Genomic DNA, 17,831 nt, shown 5'->3' on the forward strand with positions numbered 1-17,831 from the left:
GAAGTGTGAACTGCGTCGGATTTCCGGTCCATTCTTAACGTTTATTTAAGCTTTCCCTAACTCCTGCGGCGTCCATGACCGCTAGGATGCGTCGGGTCGTGTGCGGTACTTCGCAATTTCTTCACGCACCGGCAGCCGCTTGCAGCGGCATGGACATCACTTTTTGTTGGTCGATGGCACGTCGCGCAAGGACGCAAGTGCGTCACGCAAGCCGTTACGCGTGGCCTCGGATACCGGCGTGTGTGGGCGGTCGCGGTGTTGCTGTGTTGGGGAATGCAGCGGCGCAGAGGCCGTCTTGACGGTCACCGCGGTGACCTTCAGTCCGATGGATCGGGCGGCATCGAGCAATTGGGTTTCGGCAAGCCGCACCTTGGCATGCCAGACCGGCGAATCAACCAGAAAAACGAGCTGTTCGCCTCGGACATTGGCCAACCGGCAACGGGTGGCGAGATGGGGCGGTAACAGGGGGCGCAACTGCCGATCCAGCGCGTCGAGCCACAACGCTCGGCGCAGAGGGTCGCCAGCCTTTTCCCCGAGCAGGGCCTCGACGGCTTGCTGCGGAACGGATGGGCTGCGTGCGTTGGACTTGGGCTTGGACATGACACTCATATGGCGTTAAAGAAAGTCGTAATCAAATCTTGCGAGACCCGGGCCCAGCGGTTGGCCCGACAGTTCCAGGGCTTTGCCGCGGATCGACCGATGGTGGTGCTGGGTGCGGTACTGGGCCTGGGCATGCTGATCGGCGTCGGTGCGAGCACCGCCACCGGCATGGTGACCAATTCCGCGCTGCAGGCCAAGGTCGCGCAGCAGCAGACCGAGCTTGCGCAGGCGCAGCGCGCTTCGCAGGCCCAGGTCAACGCCCTGGCGGCACGCCTGGGTGAGTTGCAGGCGCAAGCCACCCGGCTCAACGCCCTGGGCGAGCGCCTGACCCAGATGGGCAAGTTGAAGGACGGCGAGTTCGACTTCGACGAGCCGGTCGGCGTCGGTGGCGGCGATGAGCCGGTCAACGACATGCCGGTGCAGTCGCTCAAGCAGGATCTGGGGCAGCTGGAGCAGCAGTTTTCCGCCTCCGGCCAGCAATTGAACGTGCTCGCCTCGCTGATGTTCGATCATCAGCTGGAGCAGAATTCCGTGCCGTCGCGGATGCCGATCCGCAACACCTACATCACCTCCGGCTTCGGTGGCCGCGCCGATCCGTTCGACGGTGGCTCCGCCTTCCACAAGGGTGTGGACTTCCACGCCAATGTGGGCGACCCGGTGATGTCGGTGGCCGACGGCGTGGTCAGCTATGCCGGTGTGCGCGGCGGCTACGGCAACGTGGTGGAAGTGGATCACGGCAATGGCTACGTCACCCGCTACGCGCACAACTCGCGCCTGGTGGTGAGGGTGGGCGATCTGGTCCGTGCCGGCCAGCAGGTGGCCAAGGCCGGGTCCAGCGGCCGTTCGACCGGTGCGCACGTGCACTTCGAGGTGTGGGCCGACGGCCGCGTGGTCAATCCGCGCAAGTTCCTGGGCGATACCAACACCCCGGTGGGACGCCGCGGGCGCGGCTAATGGCGGCAGCGGGCGGTGCTTGATTCGTGAAGCCCCGCCCCAAGCTACAATAGGGTGTTGCCATCGACAGGGCGCAGTGCGCCCTGTTTCGTTTACGGCGGTCGGGTCTGTGGGGACCGGCGTCGGTCAAACCGTTCCTTTTCAACCGGTTTCTTCAATGATCAACAGTCTGCTTACCCGTGTCTTTGGCAGTCGTAACGAACGCCAGCTGCGCCAGCTCAACCGCCTCGTCACCCAGATCAATGCGCTGGAGCCGACGATCGAGAAGCTCTCCGACGCCGAGCTGCAAGCCAAGACCCCGGAGTTCAAGCAGCGGCTTGCCGCCGGCGAGTCCCTGGACAAGATCCTTCCCGAAGCCTTTGCGGTCTGCCGCGAGGCCAGCCGCCGCGTGCTGGGCATGCGCCACTACGACGTGCAGCTGATCGGCGGCATGGTGCTGCACCTGGGCAAGATCGCCGAAATGCGCACCGGTGAAGGCAAGACCCTGGTGGCCACGCTGCCGGTCTACCTCAACGCTCTGGAAGGCCAGGGCGTGCACGTGGTGACGGTCAACGACTACCTGGCGCGCCGCGACGCCGCGCAGATGGGCAAGCTGTACAACTGGCTGGGCCTGAGCGTGGGCGTGGTGTATCCGGGCATGCCGCATAGCGACAAGCACGCCGCCTACGCTGCCGACATCACCTACGGCACCAATAACGAATTCGGCTTCGACTACCTGCGCGACAACATGGCGCTGTCGCGGGCCGACCGTTACCAGCGCAAGCTGCATTACGCGATCGTCGACGAAGTCGACTCGATCCTGATCGACGAAGCGCGCACGCCTCTGATCATTTCCGGCCCGGCCGACGAATCGCCGGAGCTGTACATCCGCGTCAATCGCATCGTGCCGCAGCTGACCAAGCAGGAAAGCGAAGAAGGCGAGGGCGATTACTGGATCGACGAGAAGGGCAAGCAGGTGCATCTGTCCGAGGCGGGCATGGGCCACGCCGAAGAGCTGCTGCTGCAGGCCGGCATCCTGGAAAACGCCGACGACGGCCTGTATGCCGCGCAGAACCTGAGCGTGGTGCATCACCTCAACGCCGCGCTGCGTGCGCATGCGATCTATCAGCGGGATGTGGACTACATCGTGCGCGATGGCGAGGTGGTGATCGTCGACGAATTCACTGGCCGTACCCTGTCCGGACGTCGCTGGTCCGATGGCCTGCATCAGGCAGTCGAGGCCAAGGAAGGCGTTCCGGTGCAGCGCGAGAACCAGACGCTGGCCAGCATCACCTTCCAGAACCTGTTCCGCATGTACAAGAAGCTGTCCGGCATGACCGGTACGGCCGACACCGAAGCCTACGAATTCCAGAGCATCTACGGCCTGGAAGTGGTGGTGATTCCGACCAACCGCCCCACCGTGCGCAAGGACCATCCGGACCAGGTGTTCCTCAACCGCAAGGGCAAGTTCAATGCGGTGCTGGCCGATATCGAAGACTGCGCCAAGCGCGGTCAGCCGGTGCTGGTGGGTACCACCTCGATCGAAACCTCCGAGATGCTTTCCGAGCACCTGCGCAAGGCCGGCGTGAAGCACGAAGTGCTCAACGCCAAGCAGCATGAGCGCGAAGCGACCATCGTGGCCAATGCCGGCCAGCCGGGCGCGGTGACCATCGCCACCAACATGGCCGGTCGCGGTACCGACATCGTGCTCGGTGGCTCGCTGGAAGCGGAATATCACGCCTTGGGCGAAGACGCGACCGAAGAGGCCCGCTTCAAGATCAAGACCGATTGGCAGCGCCGCCATGATGCGGTCAAGGCCGCCGGCGGCCTGCACATCATTGGTACCGAACGCCATGAATCGCGGCGTATCGACAACCAGCTGCGTGGCCGTGCCGGTCGCCAGGGTGACCCGGGTTCCTCGCGCTTCTATCTGTCGCTGGAAGACAACCTGATGCGCATCTTCGCCTCGGACTGGGTCCAGAAGGCGATGCGCATGATGGGCATGAAGGAAGACGACGTCATCGAAGATCGCCTGGTCAGCCGGCAGATCGAAAAGGCGCAGCGCAAGGTGGAAGCGCACAACTTCGACATCCGCAAGAACCTGCTGGATTTCGACGACGTCAACAACGACCAACGCAAGGTGATCTACGCACAGCGCGATGACTTGCTGGATGCCGAGTCGGTAAAGGACAACGTCGACGGCATCCGTGGCGATGTGATCTACGACCTGGTCGCTCGCTTCGTGCCACCCAACTCGGTGGACGAGCAGTGGGACCTGCAGGGCCTGGAAGCCACGCTGGAATCGGAACTGGGCATGCCGCTGGCACTGCGCGAGCTGGCCAAGACCCAGGAAGAACTGGACGCCGAGCAGATCGCCGCCAAAGTGCAGACCGCGGTAGATGCGCACTTCGCCGAGAAGGAAGCGGCCGTGGGCGCAGACACCATGCGCGCACTGGAAAAGCACGTGATGCTGACCGTGCTCGACCAGGGCTGGAAGGAGCATCTGGCCAAGATGGATTACCTGCGCCAGGGCATCTATCTGCGCGGCTATGCGCAGAAGCAACCCAAGCAGGAATACAAGAAGGAAGCTTTCGAGCTGTTCTCCGAGATGCTGGAGAACGTCAAGCGCGAGGTGATTAACCTGCTGGCGCGCGTGCGCATCCGCAGCGAAGAAGAAGTCGCCGAACTGGAAGAGCAGGAGCGTCGCCAGGCCGAAGCCCGCCTGCTGGCCTCGCAGTTCCAGCACCAGGATGCCGGCGGCTACGGTGCGGACGAAGAAGTGGAGCAGATGCAGGGCGGCAACGCGCCGGTACCGGTCTCGCAGGTCACCCGCGACGAGCCCAAGGTCGGCCGCAACGATCCCTGCCCGTGCGGCAGCGGCAAGAAGTACAAGCACTGCCACGGTCAGCTCAGCTGATCCTTTGGTGACCGTGGTGCAGCCCGTGACGCGGGCTGCAAACCCAACGTCCGCGCAGGACGCTGGGTGCACGGTCCTTGCTTTCGATCCCTCGCCTTTGGCGCACCCTCCTTACCAAGGGGGCTGCACTTACGGAGGAGGTGGTTGGGGCTCCTGAGGCTCAGGCATGGAATGCCGAATGCTGGGCGCAATGCCACAGCCGAGATATCGCGTCTGTGCCAGCTCTCTGCCAACGGCGTGGCCTGCCTCGTTGCCAGACGGCGTCTGGAAATCGCGGTATAGCCCCCAGAAGAGCTCGACCAGCTCGATGCGCTTTTTTCCCGGTAAGCCTCGGCCCTGCAGGTTCGCCATGCGCTTGTCCATTGCGCACCGGCGCCAACTGCGCCCTGCGCCCGCGCTGCATGCAGGCTTCCCCGCCCGTGCCATTGCGAGGCGTATGCTCGACCTACGTTCTCACTGGAGTGCGGTCGTGTCGCTTCTAGCCAGCCAGCAACTGAAAGTGTTCGTGCCTGCGCGCGACTACGCCGTCTCGCAACAGTTCTATCGGGCGTTGGGCTTTTTGCAGGAAGACGAGGTCGGTCACGTGACCTGCTTCCGGCATGGGGCGCAGTGTGCGTTTTTGCTGCAGGACTTCTACGTGCGCGAGCTGGCCGAGAACCTGATGCTGCACCTGTGGGTGGATGATGCCGATGCGTGGTGGCAGCACGTGCACGACAGCGAACTGACCATGCACTTTCAGGTGACCTGCAGCGCGCCGGAAGACCGCCCCTGGGGGGCGCGCGATTTCACCCTGCACGACCCCAGTGGCGTGCTCTGGCGCATCGGGCATCCGCTGTAGGGCGGGAGTCGGGATTGGGAAGTGGAGATTGGTTGGAGCGGACTGCGTAGCCGGTTGCCGCCGGCCTCGTTGTTCCAATGCTGTGCGTTGACCAGTGCAGATGGCAGCTGGTGCACGGCGTTCTCTGTTTGAACCGCCAGTCGATTGCGCTGAACCGCTCACTCGCGGCACTCTTGCGCCATGCCCGATTCCCTCAGATCCATCCACGTCGTTGCCGGCGTGATCACCGACGCCCGCGGCCGCATCCTGCTGACCCGCCGTACCGAAACCCGTGACATGCCTGGCCTGTGGGAATTCCCCGGCGGCAAGCGCGAGCCTGGCGAAACCTCCGAACAGGCGCTGGTGCGCGAACTCAACGAAGAACTCGGCATCGATGCGCACGTGGGCGCGTGGGTGATGGACGTGCCGCAGCTGTACCCGGACAAGCGGCTGCGGCTGGAAGTGCGGGAGATCACTGGATGGAAGGGCAGCCCGCGCGGGCGCGAGGGCCAGGCCATGACCTGGGTGGCCGCCGACAAGCTGGCGCGCTATTCGATGCCGCCGGCCGATGTGCCGGTGGTGGGGGTGCTGCGCCAGCCGGATCGCTACCTGATCACGCCGGAGCCGCAGAACGATGCCGCGTGGCTGGATGGCGTGGAGCAGGCGCTGCAGCAAGAAATTGCCCGCATCCAGCTGCGCGCACCGGCGGTGGATCCTGCGCGCTGGCGCGCCCTCGTGCATCAAGTGATGGGGCTGCGCGGGCGTCAGCGTGCGCAGTGGTTGCTCAATCGCGACATCGGCCTGGCCAGCGAGCTCGGCATCGGCGTGCATCTGGGATCGGAGCAGCTGGCCACATTGACTGAGCGCCCATTGCCGGCCGACCAGCCCGTTGCCGCCTCCTGCCACGGGCTGGAGGACCTGCGCCATGCCCAGCGGCTCGGCTGCGATTTCGCCGTGCTTGGGCCGGTGCAGGCCACCGCATCGCACCCGGGCGCCACGCCGCTGGGCTGGGAGGGGTTTGAGACCTTGCGCGAGCAGGTCTCGCTACCGATTTACGCGTTGGGCGGCATGCAGCCCGGAGACGTGCGCGAAGCACGCGCGCATGGCGCGCAGGGCATCGCCGCCATTCGCGGGCTGTGGCCAGCGTGACAGCAGGCGCGATTGCTGCGCGGTCGCCCTGGTTGGTGGTGTTCGGTGGATTGCCTGGCGTCGGCAAGAGCGCCATTGCGCAGCAGTTGGTGGCGCAGTGCGGGGCGGTGGACTTGCGCATCGATACGATCGAGCAGGCGCTGCGCGACAGCGGCATGCTTGCCGGCGACGTTGGCGCGGCCGGTTACCTGGCTGCCTATGCGCTGGCGCGCAGCAATCTGCACCACGGCCTGACGGTGGTTGCCGATTGCGTGAATCCCTTGCCGGTCACGCGCCAGGCCTGGCGCGATGTTGCCGCGCATGCCGGTAGCCGCGTGCTGGAAATCGAAGTGATCTGCAGCGACCAAGACCTGCATCGGCAGCGGGTGGAGACACGCCAGAGCGAGGTGCCGGGCCTGCGATTGCCCGGAATGGGCGTCAGTGTTGGCGCATGACTATGCGGCGTGGACGCAGCCGCATCTGCTGCTCGACAGTGTAGTGCTGAGCCCGGAGCAGGCGGTGGCGGCAATCACTGCACACCTGGCTGGCTAGATGGCGATGCGGTGGTTGAGCGTCGCGCTGTTGAGGTGCGCTGAGGTGCGCAGGCGGCACGGCAAGCAGCAGTCGTGCGTCGCCCGGGCCATGTGCGAACGACCTCACACCCATTGATTCGTGCAGTTCGCCGGCCGCACGCGCTAAGCGGCATGGCGCGTTAGCGTTGCGCACGCCGGTGCAATTGATCGCTGCTGGTTGCCGGCTTCCGCCTCTGCACGGCGGGCGGCGAGGCTGACGCTAGAACGTCACCCAAAAACAGTTGTATTGCCGGCGCAGGCGCAACACGCTGCGCGCCGGCGTGCCGCTGGCGAGTGCCTGCTCCAGGCGCAGTCCCCATGGGCGCGGACGGGTAGCCGGCGGCGGCAGGGGCGCGTCGACCGCGCCGCCATCCGGATCGCTGGCAGGTGCGGCCGCAGAGGCTGTTGCGTCTGCCTCCCAGGCCGGAGGATCGCTTTGTGGATACATCGGGGCGATCTCCAGCAACGGGCGTTGCACGATGGCTTCGAGCCGGCTCAGCACCTGATTGGCGGCGGCGTCGGACTGCCCGCTCCACAGATACAGGCTGGATAGCCGGTTGACGTCGCGGCTGTCCACTGCCAGCTGCAGCAGCGACACCAGCTCGCTCAGCCGACGAGGGCAGCCGTAGCGATACAACCCTTCATTGCCCTGCGCACGCGTGGCCGGCGGCAGGCGGCTGACCGCGCCTACGTCTTCGCAGCGGCGGTCGGTGAACATGGTCTGCCCGTCCGGCGACACGCAGCGACGGATTTCCTGCGCCTGCCCGCGTGTGGCGGGGCAAAGGCAGAACAACAGCAGCAACGGCAGCAGGAGGCGAGGCATCGGCGCAGCGTAACAGTGTACGCGTGAGCCGGCGAACAACACAGCAATGCCGCACAGGCCTGCACCGCGCGCGCCGGTCACCCGCGTGCGTGCGAGGGATGTGATCCGGAACGGCATGCCTGTGGAGAGAATGCCCTGGACGGCTTGCCTCAGCGCCCGAGCAGCTGCAACACCTGTGTGGTCGGCTTGGCCAGATTGAGCGTGTAGAAGTGCAGCGCCGGCACGCCGCCGGCAATCAGCCGTTCGCACAGCCCGGCGACCACCTCGGCGCCGAACGCGCGCACCGCATCGGCATCATCGCCGTAGGACTGCATCTTCTTGCCGATCCAGCGTGGGATCTCTGCACCGCATTGCTCGGAGAACCGGCGCAGCTGGGAGAAGTTGGAGATCGGCATGATGCCGGGAATGATCGGCACCTCCACGCCCAGCCGCTGCGCTGCGTCGCGAAAATGAAAGTACGCATCGGCGTTGTAGAAGTACTGGGTGATCGCCGCATCCGCGCCGGCATCGACCTTGGCCTTGAAGTACTTCAGGTCGCTGTCGGCATCGATGGCCTGCGGATGGGTCTCCGGGTAGGCGCCCACCTCGATGCGGAACGCATCGCCATGCTCGGCGCGGATGAAGGCAATCAAATCCGAGGCGTAGCGCAGGTCGCCTGGGTGGCCCATGCCAGACGGCAAGTCGCCACGCAGCGCCACGATGCGGGTGCAGCCGATGGCGCGATAGAGCTTGAGCAGTTCGCGGATTTCCTGGCGGCTGCCGCCCACGCAGGATAGATGCGGCGCCGCTTCAAAGCCGTGCTTCTGCTTGAGGTGACGCACCGTCTCGGAGGTGTAGCTCAACGTGGAGCCGCCGGCACCAAACGTGCACGACACGTATTCGGGCGCATAGGCCTTCAACTTGGCCGCAGTCCGGTCCAGCTGCGCGCGTTGGTCGTCAGTTTTGGGCGGGTAGAACTCGAAGCTGAGATGCGTCATCGCGGCAGGTCCGGCAGAGCGTGCGGTCATAATATCGCTTCATCGCGATGAATGCATATTTGGTTGCGAGTGTCCCGATCCGCGCGGGGCATGCCGCGCTAAGGCGCTTCTACCCGGAACGGCAGGTTGGCGTAACCGGCGCGGCCTTGCTGGTCATGGACTTCCACGAACAAGCGGTAATTGCCCGGCGCCGGTGCCCTCAGGCGGACGCGACTGTCATCGCCCGCTTGATCGGAGCGCAGCTCAACGTCGATCTGCGCTGGCAGTGCTTCCGCATCGCCACCGATGCTGCGCGCCGTGCTTTCGGTGCGTACCTGCCAGACGTAGCGCAGCGCGGTGGCGCCGCTGGCCGTGAGCGTGGCAGTGGCGGTGTGGCCTGCGCGCAGCGTCACGCTGTCCAGTGCCTGCTTGCCGTCCAGGGTCAGCGTGGACACGGCCGGCGCGCGCGTGGCCGGCCAGCGCCCGGTCCATAGCGCCTGCAGCGTGTCCACGCTGGGCGTGGCCGCGCCCGAAGGCAGGAACAGCCCGTACCAGGTGGGCGTGCGCTCCTGCTTGTTGCCCCACAGGAAGACGAACGAGCCCAGCCCCTGCCGCGTATCGCTGGCGATGCGCTGGCGATAACGCTGCTCCAGCAGCACCGCCTTGCGCGCGCTGTTGTCTTCGATGGGCGCACCCCAGGCGGTGGTCGGCGATTCCCAGTGGCCGGTGGGGCCCCATTCGGTGACCACATACGGGCCACGCCAGCCGCTGTCGTGCAGTTTTTGCGGCAACGCATCGATGTCGCCGTACAGCTGCACGGCGATCAGATCCAGCGACGGCGCACGTGCCTTGAGGCGGTCGATCAAGGGCTTGTCGAAGCCGGCCAGGGTGGTGGTGACCGGATGGTCCGGATCGATTGCGTGGATGGCATCAGCAATCGCGCCCACCGCGTTCCAGACCTTGGGGTTGGTGTAGTCGAGATTGAGCTCGTTGCCGACCACCCACATCAACACCGCCGGATGTGTGGCCGACTGCTGCACCTGCGTGCGAATGCGCTGCAGTTGTTGGCGCACGGCTGCGGCATCGTTGTAATCGAAGCCGTGTCGCTCGTTGCCGACCTCGATGCCGACGGCGACCTTCAACCCATTGCGTTGCGCACGGTCCAGGAACGCGCGCTGGCGCTGCGGGTCCGGATCCACGCGCCAGGTGCGCAGCGCGTTGCCGCCGCGTGCTGCCAGCGTCTCCATGCTGCCATTGCCCAAGCCCGCGCCCTTGATCACGAAGGGCGCGCCATCGACCAGCAGCCGATAGCCGTCATCGCGGTGTTCGATGCGCACCTGCGCGGCCCATGCCGCTGCGCTGCAGGCCAGCAGCAGGGCGCCCGCCACCAACTGACACCACTGCCATCGATACCGCATGCGCCGCCTCCGCTGCCGAATGCAGCAAATCATAGATGTGGCAGGGCCGCTGGATGTGATCGTGGTCGCGGCATGCTTGGGGCTGCTTGCCGGTGACGCAGTCATTGCGCGATGCACGCGGTAAGCTGGGCGCTACCCCACGCAATTGATCGGAGCGCGACATGCAAGAGCAGGAAATGGACGTAATCGCTGAGTCGTTGGGCCGCATCTGGGTCGCGTTGGCGCGCAGCGTGGGCGATCTCGCGCTCGCGATGGCCGAACAGCCCGGCGTGGACGGCGACAAGTTGTTGCGCGACTTCGCCGCGCGCCTGCCCTCGGGCCAGGATGACGGGACCTCGAAGGTGTTCGAGGCGATCCGCCAGTACCTGGATCAGGACGCGGTGGCAGACGACGCCGAGTAACTGGCTGCCTGCGCGCCTGCGGAAACGTGGGCGCGCAGCTGTTGGCGTGGCGATGGTGGTGGTGTCGTTTAGGCGGCGTGCGAGGTGTCACGGTGCAGCGTGGTGCCGTCACGTTGAACTTTCGGCATGGCGACAGCTGGGATGGACTGCTGGTGATCGTTTCGCCCAAGTGGCTGGCAGTTGGTGACTGCTGCTGTGGTGGCTCAGAGCGAAACGATGATGCGTCTGCGACGTGTGGTGACCGTCTGCGGCGTGTGTGGGGAAGTGGTCGTGGTCGGAGTGCTCACGTGTGTGGCCGTGTGGTGCCGCGGATGGCGGCAGGAGCAGCGTGAACACTGCAAACGCACGCCAAGCGCGAGTTCAACGATGGATTTGGTATCACCGAGAGCGCGCGACGATGTCTCGCAGCGCAGGCTTAGCAGCGCGCAGCTAGTCCCTGTTCGCGTCAGTGCCAGCGTGAAACTGCCTCGGTCAGCAGCTGTTCGAACGCTCAGCGCATGCTCGAGGGCCAAGGCATTCTTGATGCAGGCATTGATCAATGCACAAAGCAGTCACGTCGCCCAGGGATGTAGGGTGACGCCAACGACGGTTCGCATTTCTCGCGACGCTACGCCGGGCACACGTCGCTTCTGTGCCAAACGTTGACGGGCCGGCGCCTACACTGGTGCCCACTTTCTACGGAGCGTCCCCATGAGCGAGACCACGATGACGGCCATTGCGATCCGCAACGGCAAGGGCGATGCAGATGCACTGCATGCGGTTGAGCAAGCGCGCCCGCAGCCAGCGCCGGGCCAGGTGTTGATCCGTGTGCATGCCGCCGGCATCAATCGGCCGGACCTGCTGCAGCGTGGGGGCCACTATCCGCCGCCGCCGGGTGCACCGGAGACGCTGGGCCTGGAGGTCGCGGGCGAGGTCGTGGTGGCCGCTGGCCGCTGGAAGGTTGGCGACCGTGTATGCGCCTTGCTCGGCGGCGGTGGCTACGCGCAGTACGCGGCGGTGGACGCGCGCCATGTGTTGCCGGTTCCTGAAGGCATGACGCTGGTGCAGGCCGCTGCATTGCCGGAAACCATCTTCACCGCCTACGCCAATCTGTTCGAACATGGCCGCCTGGCGGCAGGCGAATGGCTGCTGCTGCACGGCGCTACCTCCGGCATCGGCGTGACCGCGATCCAGCTGGCAAAGGCCGCCGGCGCGCATGTGCTGGCCACGGCCCGCTCGGCCGGCAAGGCGGCGCAGGCACGCGAACTGGGCGCGGACGTGGCGATCGACTCCACCACCGAGTCGTTCGTGGCCGCCGCCAAGGCGCACGCCGGGGTGGACGTGGCGCTGGACATGGTGGGCGCCTCGGTCTTTGCCGATACGCTGGAAGCACTGAATCCGGGTGGCCGCATCGTCTACATCGCCTCGCAGGCCGGCGCCACGCTGGAAGTGCCGATCCCGCTGCTGATGCGCAAGCAGGCCATCATCACCGGTTCGACCCTGCGCCCGCGCAACGCCGACGAAAAGGCGCGGCTGGCAGCGGAAGTGGAACGCGTGGTGTGGCCCTGGATTGCGCAAGGCAAGGTGCGCGTGTTGATCGATCAATGTTTCCCGCTGGCCGAGGCCGCCGCCGCGCATCGCTATCTGGAGCAGGGCAGCCATCTGGGCAAGGTGGTGCTGGAAATGTAGCGGCACTGCAGGTGCGGACATGGCCTGCACCTTAGGCTGCGGGCCTGTCGCACGGGCGCGCCTGTGCGGTTGCTTGAGCGGTGCGCGTGCGGCCGCATCGGTGGCATTGCGCGACTCGAAGACAGCGCGCCACCGGCGATCACCCGCAGCAACACTTAGAGCGGCTAACAAACCGTAGCGAGCAGCCGTCAGGTGGGCGCGGACGGCGCGGAGGAACCGGAATGTACGTGGGTACATGCCGATTCCGAGCACCGGCCGCGCCCGCCTGGCGGCTGTGCAGTCGTTTTGAAAGCTGCTCTTAGCCGGCAGGCTGGTTGTGCACCGCCTCGATGCGGTGTCCATCGGGATCGATCACAAAGGCGGCGTAGTAGTCATCGCCATAGTCCGGCCGCAGGCCCGGCGCGCCGTTGCAGCGGCCGCCGTACTGCAGCGCTGCGGCGTAGAACGCGTCCACCGCAGCGGTACTCGCTGCGCTGAAGGCGAGATGGAAGCCGGCGCCCGCGGCCAGCGGCACGGCCGTGCTTTGCTTCAAGGCGAGCTTGTCGCCACCACCGGCCCAGCCATAGCCCACTGCCTGGTCATCGGTGCCAGGCGCCAGGTCCGACCACACCCGCACATAGCCCAGTGCGCCCAGCACTGCATCGTAGAAGGTGACGGACGTGTCGATGGCGCTGACGCCCAGCGAGAGGTGATGCAGCATGGCGATGCGCCCGAGGGGATGACTGCACGGAGTGTGCGGCGCGATGCTGGCTGCTGACCCGCGTGCCGTCAACCGTAGATCGGTCGCCCAACCTTGCACGATGCGCGCGGCTGCGGCCTGCCACGAGGTATAGCAAAACAAGCGGTAGCGATGTCTCGCAGCGGCCGCTGTGCTGACCGTACACTGCGCCGGTTGCGCGTAGCCGCCGTGGCTGCGACACCTCTCGCCACGCAGCCGTGCGCACGACGACGCAGGGTTGCCGGCGTCATCTGTCGGCCGTCACTTCCTCATGAGCACGAAGGTTTCGATGAAGCATCCAGACGCATTGCGCATTGTCCTTGTCGGTATCGGCAAGATCGCCCGCGACCAGCACGTGCCCACCATCGCCGCGCGCGACGACGTGCAGCTGGTGGCCACCGTGAGCCGGCATGGCACGGTGGATGGTGTGCCAGCGTTCCAGACGCTGGAGGAGGCGTTTGCCGCGCATCCGCAGATCGAGGCGGTGGCCTTGTGCACACCCCCGGTGGGGCGGCATGCCCTGGCGCAGTCTGCGCTGGCGGCCGGGCGCCATGTGTTCCTGGAAAAACCACCGGCGGCCACCCTGGCGGAGATCGACGACCTGCGCGTGATCGCCCGGCAGGCGCAGCGCAGCTTGTTCACCAGCTGGCACTCGCGTTGCGCGGCCGGCGTGGAGCCGGCACGGCAGTGGCTGGCCGGCAAGCAGCTGGTGCGCGTGCACATCACCTGGAAGGAAGACATCCGCCATTGGCACCCCGGCCAGGACTGGATCCTGGAGCCCGGTGGCATGGGCGTGTTCGACCCCGGCATCAATGCGTTGTCCATCGTCACCCATCTGCTGCCGCGGCCGTTCGCGCTGCGCAAAGCCACGTTGCACACACCGAGTAATCGGCAGGCGCCGCTGGCGGCCACGCTTACCTTCGCCGATACCGACGACGTACCGGTGACTGCGGAATTCGATTTCCTGCAGACCGGCCACCAATGCTGGGACATCGCGGTGGAGACCACGCAGGGAGCGCTGGTGCTGAGCGAGGGCGGTGCCAAGCTGCACATCGATGGCGTCGCACACAGCGTGCCTGCGGCCAGCGAATACGACGGGCTGTACGCGCGTTTCGTGCAACTGGTGCGCGCGGGCGAGTCCGAGGTGGACACCACGCCCTTCGTGCATGTGGCTGATGCGTTTTTACTAGGCGAACGGCAGGTGGCTGCGCCGTTTGCGTGGTGACGGTGCGCGCGTAAGGCGCAGCGTTGGCAGGCTCGCCATGCGCCCGTTCACGGCGTTCCAGTGCATGGAACGCCGCCGAGACGCCATTGCTAGAGCGTCTGAGAACAGGCGCGTCTTGACCTACCGCGTGTCGAGCACAGTGCATTGATCCTGTGCATCCACCGCTTGCGCGTCACCGATGCTGTCGGTCGCAGCACGCACCGGCGTTGCCACAGCGGGCGCAATCTGTGCGCGGAAGCGCCTGACGATCAGCGCTTCATCCAGGTAGGCGAAGACGAAGAAGCCCAACAGGGAGCCGGCCACCAGTGTCGGCGCATGCAGGAACGTGCCGGGTAACAGCAGGCTGAGCCACAGGAAAATATTCGGCGAGGTCTGCAGCAGATGGATATCGGCCACGATCGCGGCATGAATGGTCCTGCCGGTCATCCGTTGGTGCAGCCGTAGATACAGCGCGCTGGAGAAGCGGCTGGCCACAAAGACGCAGAACGGGAGCAGCCACGCGGCCCACGCATGCCAGCCGCCGTGGCGCAGGGTGGCCGGCAGTGCATCGCCGGCCGCGCGCAGCGACACCAGAAATGCCAGTGGCACCATCGCCAGCGCACCGACCCAGCTCCAATAGGTGGCGAGCTTGCCGGCCGCGATGGGGCGCGCGTGGCGCCAGGCCTGGCCAAGCAGGCAAGGCAGCGCCAAGGCAAGCACCAGTACCACGAAGAAGCGCTCCAGCGCATGCGCGTTGCCCAGCACTTCGCGATGGTCCAGGAACAGTACCAATAGCAGCAGCGGCAGCACGATCGACAAGACCAGCGTGTAGCGCGCGGCAAAGAAATAGTCGCCCCCACGTGCCAGCGAGAACGTGGGCACCGACAACGCTGGCGGCACAATGAGCAACAGGCCCAGGACATGCAGTCACGCGTTCTGCGTGCCAACCAGCAGGGCTATTGCCAGCAAGACACGCCCCACACTGAGCGCACCCAATGCGATGTTCTCCGGGCCGCTGGTCAGGCGCAGTGCCCCGGGCTCGATCCGGAGCGACAGGAAGAACGCATTCACTGCCAGCAAGGCGATCACCGCAACGCTGGCTAACGCAGGTGGCAGCGCTGCGCCCATGCACGACAGTGCAAACCACCGAGCGTGGCGAGCAGCATCCAGCGCAGCAGGTGGATTTCCGTCAATTCGCCCAGCGTATTGAGGTGTGACGAACTGCGCGCGGTCAGTTGCTTGAGTTCGTCCCATGACAGCGGGCGCGAGTTGGGCAAGCGGAAGTCGATGTACTCCGCTGGCGGCAGCCCGGATGCGATCAGCGCTAAGACTTCCACGATGTATTTGTGCGCGACGACCAGCACGTGCTTGGCTTGCTGATCCAGCGGCGCCAGCACGGTCTCGTAGTAGGTCTTGCAGCGGGCGTACATATCCATCCAGTGTTCGCCGTCCGGTGGCGCGCCATCGGCATCATGGAAGTAGCGTTCAAACACCGCATGGCCGACCGACTTCTTGATCAAGGTCTTGTTCTTGCCGGCGAAGATGCCGAAGTTGCGTTCCACCAGTGCCGCGCTGGAAACGACCTCGGGCATGGGCGCAACGTCATGCAGGATGATGGCTGCCGTTGCCTGCGCGCGCTCCAGCGTGGAGACATGCACCTGGTCGAAGTGCAGTGCGCGTTGCTGCACGTAGCGCGGCCTGCTGCGCCTGACGCCGGCCCAGCCGGGTCAGCGGCGAATTCTGGGAACCAGCGAAGTAGTTCTGTTCGTTGGCGAGCGATTCCCCATGGCGGACAAAGTAGAGAGGCATCGCATGCTCCGGCGTGCACCATCGATGGGGGGAGGGCGATGTCATGCGTGTAGTGCTCGCATGGCGCTCGCCACGATGGTCGCCGCGCAGCAGAAGGAAGCAATTGCAGCGACCGCCCGTAGGTACGCGCGCCGTGCGAACGGGTTGCATTGATGGGTTGCGGTGCGCGGACAGTTCATCTTTGGTTGGCATGCGCGCGAGGGCGCCTGCTGGTAACCGTGCGCGTCATCGCTTGGTGCTGAGATGCCGCCGGCAATGAAAAAGATGCGTCGTTGTAGATTTTTTCGGTTGCCTAACGCATCGACGCCTTCATGCGGGCTGCCCCCATGAAGGCGTCGGTCTTGCTACTCAGCGGGATCCGCTGATGTTACCTAGTCGCCTGGATGGCACCTACGGAAAACAGACCGTGCTGCAGCGCTCCTGCAAACGCAGCGCGTCTGCAAAATCAACGTCGCCACATACGCGCCTGCCGCGCCGGCAGGGTGAAGGTGTACGAGCCACTGGAGATGCGCACCACGGTGCCGGAACCCAGTGCATCGACGTAATCCGCATTCCAGAACAACACGCTGCCGTTCATGGCGACGGTGGTGTTGACCGGGTTGCCGCACTTGTTGATGCCCACGATGCCGAGGCTGCCGCGGCGGAACAGGATGTGGCAGGCACTGGATGACAGCACCTGCATGTCGCTGCCCTGCACGCCGTTGTGGAAGCCAATCATGCGGCGCAGATCATCGCGCAGATAGGCATTGACCCAGCGGTTGTCGCCGCTTTCGTTGTTGTCGGTGTAGACCATCGGCACGCCGCCGTTGCGGCCCAGCAAGTACGCATAGGCCAGCGTTTCATCGACCGGGTCGAGAATCGCGTAGCGGAAGCCCGCGTTATTGGGGATGTCATGCGTTACGGCAAAGGTGACTGCGCGATTGCCCGGCAAGGCCTGCCCGGTGGACGCCGGGTCCACCAACTGTTGCATGCTCGCACCCACACCGAAGGCATTGCGTACCGCGTTGAACAGCGGGAAATCGTAGGCGGCATGCGGGGTGGATTGCAGATACGGCGCCAGGAACTGGTCGTAGTCGCCATTGCCGCTGCCACCGCCGGTGATCACTTCACCAAACACGTACACACCGGAGCGGATGCCGGCATCGAAAACGCGGTTGAGATGGTCGAAGGTCATGTGCTTGGCCGCGTCCACGCGGAAGCCGGTGACGCCCAGGCCCTTGAGCGCCTGCAGGTAGGCGCGCTGCTGCTGCACCACCCAATCGTTGCCGAGCAGATCCGGCAGGCCCGGATCGCTGCCGCCGCCGCAGATGCGGTAATTGCGCACCTGGAAGGCATCGTTGTAGTTGCTGATGCATTGCGCCGGCCCGAAATCACTGGCGCTCAAAAAGTTGGACTGCACCGTGCCGAACAGGCGCAGTGCATCGTAGCGCCCAGGATTGGCTGCGTACTGCGCCAGCACCGCGCTGCCGGGGTAATTGAGGTCCGAGCGCGTTGCTGCTTCGTTGGCCATGTGGTTGAACACCACGTCGGCATAGGTTTCCACACCGTTGTTTGCCAGTGCCTGCACCATGCGCGCGAACGCGGTGGTGTCGCCGAGTGGATTGTCGATCAGGCGGATATCCTGCGGCTGGTAGCGCGCCCACCAGGCACTGCCTTCGGAGCGATAGGCCGGTGCGACCAGTACCTTGCGATACCCGGCATCGGCGATCTGCTTGGCGCGCGCTTCTACCGTGGCGTAGGGCCAGTTGAACGCATGCAGGATGACGTCGGCCTGTGCGCTGGCGGTGGTCAGCAACAAGGTCAGCGCGATCAACAGCAACTGGTGAGCGCGTTGCCAGAACGTGCGTGGACAGGGGCGAGAGGTGGC

At 65.4% G+C, this 17,831-nt stretch carries 17 protein-coding genes, 1 other RNA gene and 1 pseudogene; 8 read left to right on the plus strand and 11 right to left on the minus strand.

The window, feature by feature from the left end; genetic code table 11:
* Positions 1-156 precede the first annotated feature (156 nt).
* Positions 157-609, minus strand: coding sequence for a DUF721 domain-containing protein (locus XCC_RS03775; protein ID WP_011035968.1), 453 nt, complete (start codon positions 607-609; stop codon positions 157-159).
* On the opposite strand from XCC_RS03775, the gene XCC_RS03780 reads away from it, so the two are divergent.
* The 5 genes and pseudogenes from XCC_RS03780 (at position 610) to XCC_RS03800 (ending at position 6,947) form a co-directional block, all read left to right on the plus strand.
* Complete coding sequence (locus XCC_RS03780) at positions 610-1,554, plus strand: M23 family metallopeptidase (protein WP_011035969.1); 945 nt, start codon at positions 610-612, stop codon at positions 1,552-1,554.
* Between the two features lie 157 nt (positions 1,555-1,711).
* Positions 1,712-4,450: a preprotein translocase subunit SecA gene (secA, locus tag XCC_RS03785; RefSeq protein ID WP_011035970.1), complete on the plus strand. Its 2,739-nt coding sequence runs from the start codon at positions 1,712-1,714 to the stop codon at positions 4,448-4,450.
* Between the two features lie 469 nt (positions 4,451-4,919).
* Entirely contained in the window at positions 4,920-5,288 is a 369-nt protein-coding gene (locus XCC_RS03790; protein ID WP_011035971.1) for a VOC family protein, read from the plus strand.
* 180 nt (positions 5,289-5,468) lie between these two features.
* Complete coding sequence (locus tag XCC_RS03795) at positions 5,469-6,416, plus strand: Nudix family hydrolase (RefSeq protein ID WP_011035972.1); 948 nt, start codon at positions 5,469-5,471, stop codon at positions 6,414-6,416.
* Positions 6,413-6,947 (plus strand): annotated as a pseudogene (locus tag XCC_RS03800) (AAA family ATPase). Before XCC_RS03795 ends, XCC_RS03800 begins: the two are co-directional and overlap by 4 nt.
* A gap of 240 nt (positions 6,948-7,187) precedes the next feature.
* Here XCC_RS03800 and XCC_RS03805 read toward each other — a convergent pair.
* From XCC_RS03805 to XCC_RS03815, 3 genes are all read right to left on the minus strand, one after another.
* Positions 7,188-7,790, minus strand: a complete 603-nt coding sequence (locus XCC_RS03805; protein ID WP_043877935.1) for a hypothetical protein — start codon at positions 7,788-7,790, stop codon at positions 7,188-7,190.
* A 149-nt stretch (positions 7,791-7,939) separates the two neighbouring features.
* Positions 7,940-8,767 carry a methylenetetrahydrofolate reductase [NAD(P)H] gene (metF, locus tag XCC_RS03810; protein WP_011035975.1) on the minus strand — a complete coding sequence of 276 codons (828 nt, stop codon included), beginning with the start codon at positions 8,765-8,767 and terminating at the stop codon, positions 7,940-7,942.
* 98 nt (positions 8,768-8,865) lie between these two features.
* Complete coding sequence (locus tag XCC_RS03815; protein WP_011035976.1) at positions 8,866-10,164, minus strand: glycoside hydrolase family 2 TIM barrel-domain containing protein; 1,299 nt, start codon at positions 10,162-10,164, stop codon at positions 8,866-8,868.
* A gap of 161 nt (positions 10,165-10,325) precedes the next feature.
* On the opposite strand from XCC_RS03815, the gene XCC_RS03820 reads away from it, so the two are divergent.
* The gene (locus tag XCC_RS03820; RefSeq protein ID WP_011035977.1) at positions 10,326-10,565 is read left to right on the plus strand and encodes a hypothetical protein; all 240 of its coding nucleotides are present in this window, start codon (positions 10,326-10,328) and stop codon (positions 10,563-10,565) included.
* A 690-nt stretch (positions 10,566-11,255) separates the two neighbouring features.
* Positions 11,256-12,233 (plus strand): NAD(P)H-quinone oxidoreductase, encoded by a 978-nt coding sequence (locus XCC_RS03825; RefSeq protein ID WP_011035978.1) that lies wholly within the window; start codon positions 11,256-11,258, stop codon positions 12,231-12,233.
* A gap of 162 nt (positions 12,234-12,395) precedes the next feature.
* On the opposite strand, the gene XCC_RS03830 is transcribed toward XCC_RS03825, so the two are convergent.
* Both XCC_RS03830 and XCC_RS03835 read right to left on the minus strand, forming a co-directional pair.
* Positions 12,396-12,470, minus strand: a non-coding RNA gene (locus tag XCC_RS03830) — sX9 sRNA.
* A gap of 61 nt (positions 12,471-12,531) precedes the next feature.
* The gene (locus tag XCC_RS03835; protein ID WP_019237965.1) at positions 12,532-12,933 is read right to left on the minus strand and encodes a VOC family protein; all 402 of its coding nucleotides are present in this window, start codon (positions 12,931-12,933) and stop codon (positions 12,532-12,534) included.
* 307 nt (positions 12,934-13,240) lie between these two features.
* On the opposite strand from XCC_RS03835, the gene XCC_RS03840 reads away from it, so the two are divergent.
* Positions 13,241-14,176, plus strand: coding sequence for a Gfo/Idh/MocA family protein (locus XCC_RS03840; RefSeq protein ID WP_011035980.1), 936 nt, complete (start codon positions 13,241-13,243; stop codon positions 14,174-14,176).
* Positions 14,177-14,296: 120 nt separating this feature from the next.
* Here XCC_RS03840 and XCC_RS03845 read toward each other — a convergent pair whose 3' ends face one another.
* The 5 genes from XCC_RS03845 to XCC_RS03865 form a co-directional block, all read right to left on the minus strand.
* Entirely contained in the window at positions 14,297-15,037 is a 741-nt protein-coding gene (locus tag XCC_RS03845; protein ID WP_228442150.1) for a hypothetical protein, read from the minus strand.
* Positions 15,038-15,082: 45 nt separating this feature from the next.
* Positions 15,083-15,244 (minus strand): hypothetical protein, encoded by a 162-nt coding sequence (locus XCC_RS03850; protein ID WP_228422057.1) that lies wholly within the window; start codon positions 15,242-15,244, stop codon positions 15,083-15,085.
* An 11-nt stretch (positions 15,245-15,255) separates the two neighbouring features.
* Entirely contained in the window at positions 15,256-15,843 is a 588-nt protein-coding gene (locus XCC_RS03855; RefSeq protein WP_011035983.1) for a histidine phosphatase family protein, read from the minus strand.
* Positions 15,758-16,156 (minus strand): histidine phosphatase family protein, encoded by a 399-nt coding sequence (locus XCC_RS22740; RefSeq protein WP_080506198.1) that lies wholly within the window; start codon positions 16,154-16,156, stop codon positions 15,758-15,760. The genes XCC_RS03855 and XCC_RS22740 overlap by 86 nt, the downstream gene beginning before the upstream one ends.
* 253 nt (positions 16,157-16,409) lie before the next feature.
* Positions 16,410-17,780, minus strand: a complete 1,371-nt coding sequence (locus tag XCC_RS03865) for an alpha-amylase family protein (protein WP_040942384.1) — start codon at positions 17,778-17,780, stop codon at positions 16,410-16,412.
* Positions 17,781-17,831 lie beyond the last annotated feature (51 nt).

The sequence above is a fragment of the Xanthomonas campestris pv. campestris str. ATCC 33913 genome, assembly GCF_000007145.1.
Classification (GTDB): Bacteria; Pseudomonadota; Gammaproteobacteria; order Xanthomonadales; family Xanthomonadaceae; genus Xanthomonas; species Xanthomonas campestris.

Bases quoted from the DNA above. Each gene is read 5' to 3' on its own strand.
- metF (WP_011035975.1), bottom strand. From the start codon at position 8,767: ATGACGCATCTCAGCTTCGAGTTCTACCCGCCCAAAACTGACGACCAA.
- XCC_RS03840 (WP_011035980.1), top strand. From the start codon at position 13,241: ATGAAGCATCCAGACGCATTGCGCATTGTCCTTGTCGGTATCGGCAAG.
- XCC_RS03820 (WP_011035977.1), top strand. From the start codon at position 10,326: ATGCAAGAGCAGGAAATGGACGTAATCGCTGAGTCGTTGGGCCGCATC.
- XCC_RS22740 (WP_080506198.1), bottom strand. From the start codon at position 16,156: ATGCCAACCAAAGATGAACTGTCCGCGCACCGCAACCCATCAATGCAA.
- XCC_RS03795 (WP_011035972.1), top strand. From the start codon at position 5,469: ATGCCCGATTCCCTCAGATCCATCCACGTCGTTGCCGGCGTGATCACC.
- XCC_RS03775 (WP_011035968.1), bottom strand. From the start codon at position 609: ATGAGTGTCATGTCCAAGCCCAAGTCCAACGCACGCAGCCCATCCGTT.
- XCC_RS03780 (WP_011035969.1), top strand. From the start codon at position 610: ATGGCGTTAAAGAAAGTCGTAATCAAATCTTGCGAGACCCGGGCCCAG.
- XCC_RS03835 (WP_019237965.1), bottom strand. From the start codon at position 12,933: ATGCTGCATCACCTCTCGCTGGGCGTCAGCGCCATCGACACGTCCGTC.
- XCC_RS03805 (WP_043877935.1), bottom strand. From the start codon at position 7,790: ATGCCTCGCCTCCTGCTGCCGTTGCTGCTGTTGTTCTGCCTTTGCCCC.
- XCC_RS03825 (WP_011035978.1), top strand. From the start codon at position 11,256: ATGAGCGAGACCACGATGACGGCCATTGCGATCCGCAACGGCAAGGGC.
- secA (WP_011035970.1), top strand. From the start codon at position 1,712: ATGATCAACAGTCTGCTTACCCGTGTCTTTGGCAGTCGTAACGAACGC.
- XCC_RS03815 (WP_011035976.1), bottom strand. From the start codon at position 10,164: ATGCGGTATCGATGGCAGTGGTGTCAGTTGGTGGCGGGCGCCCTGCTG.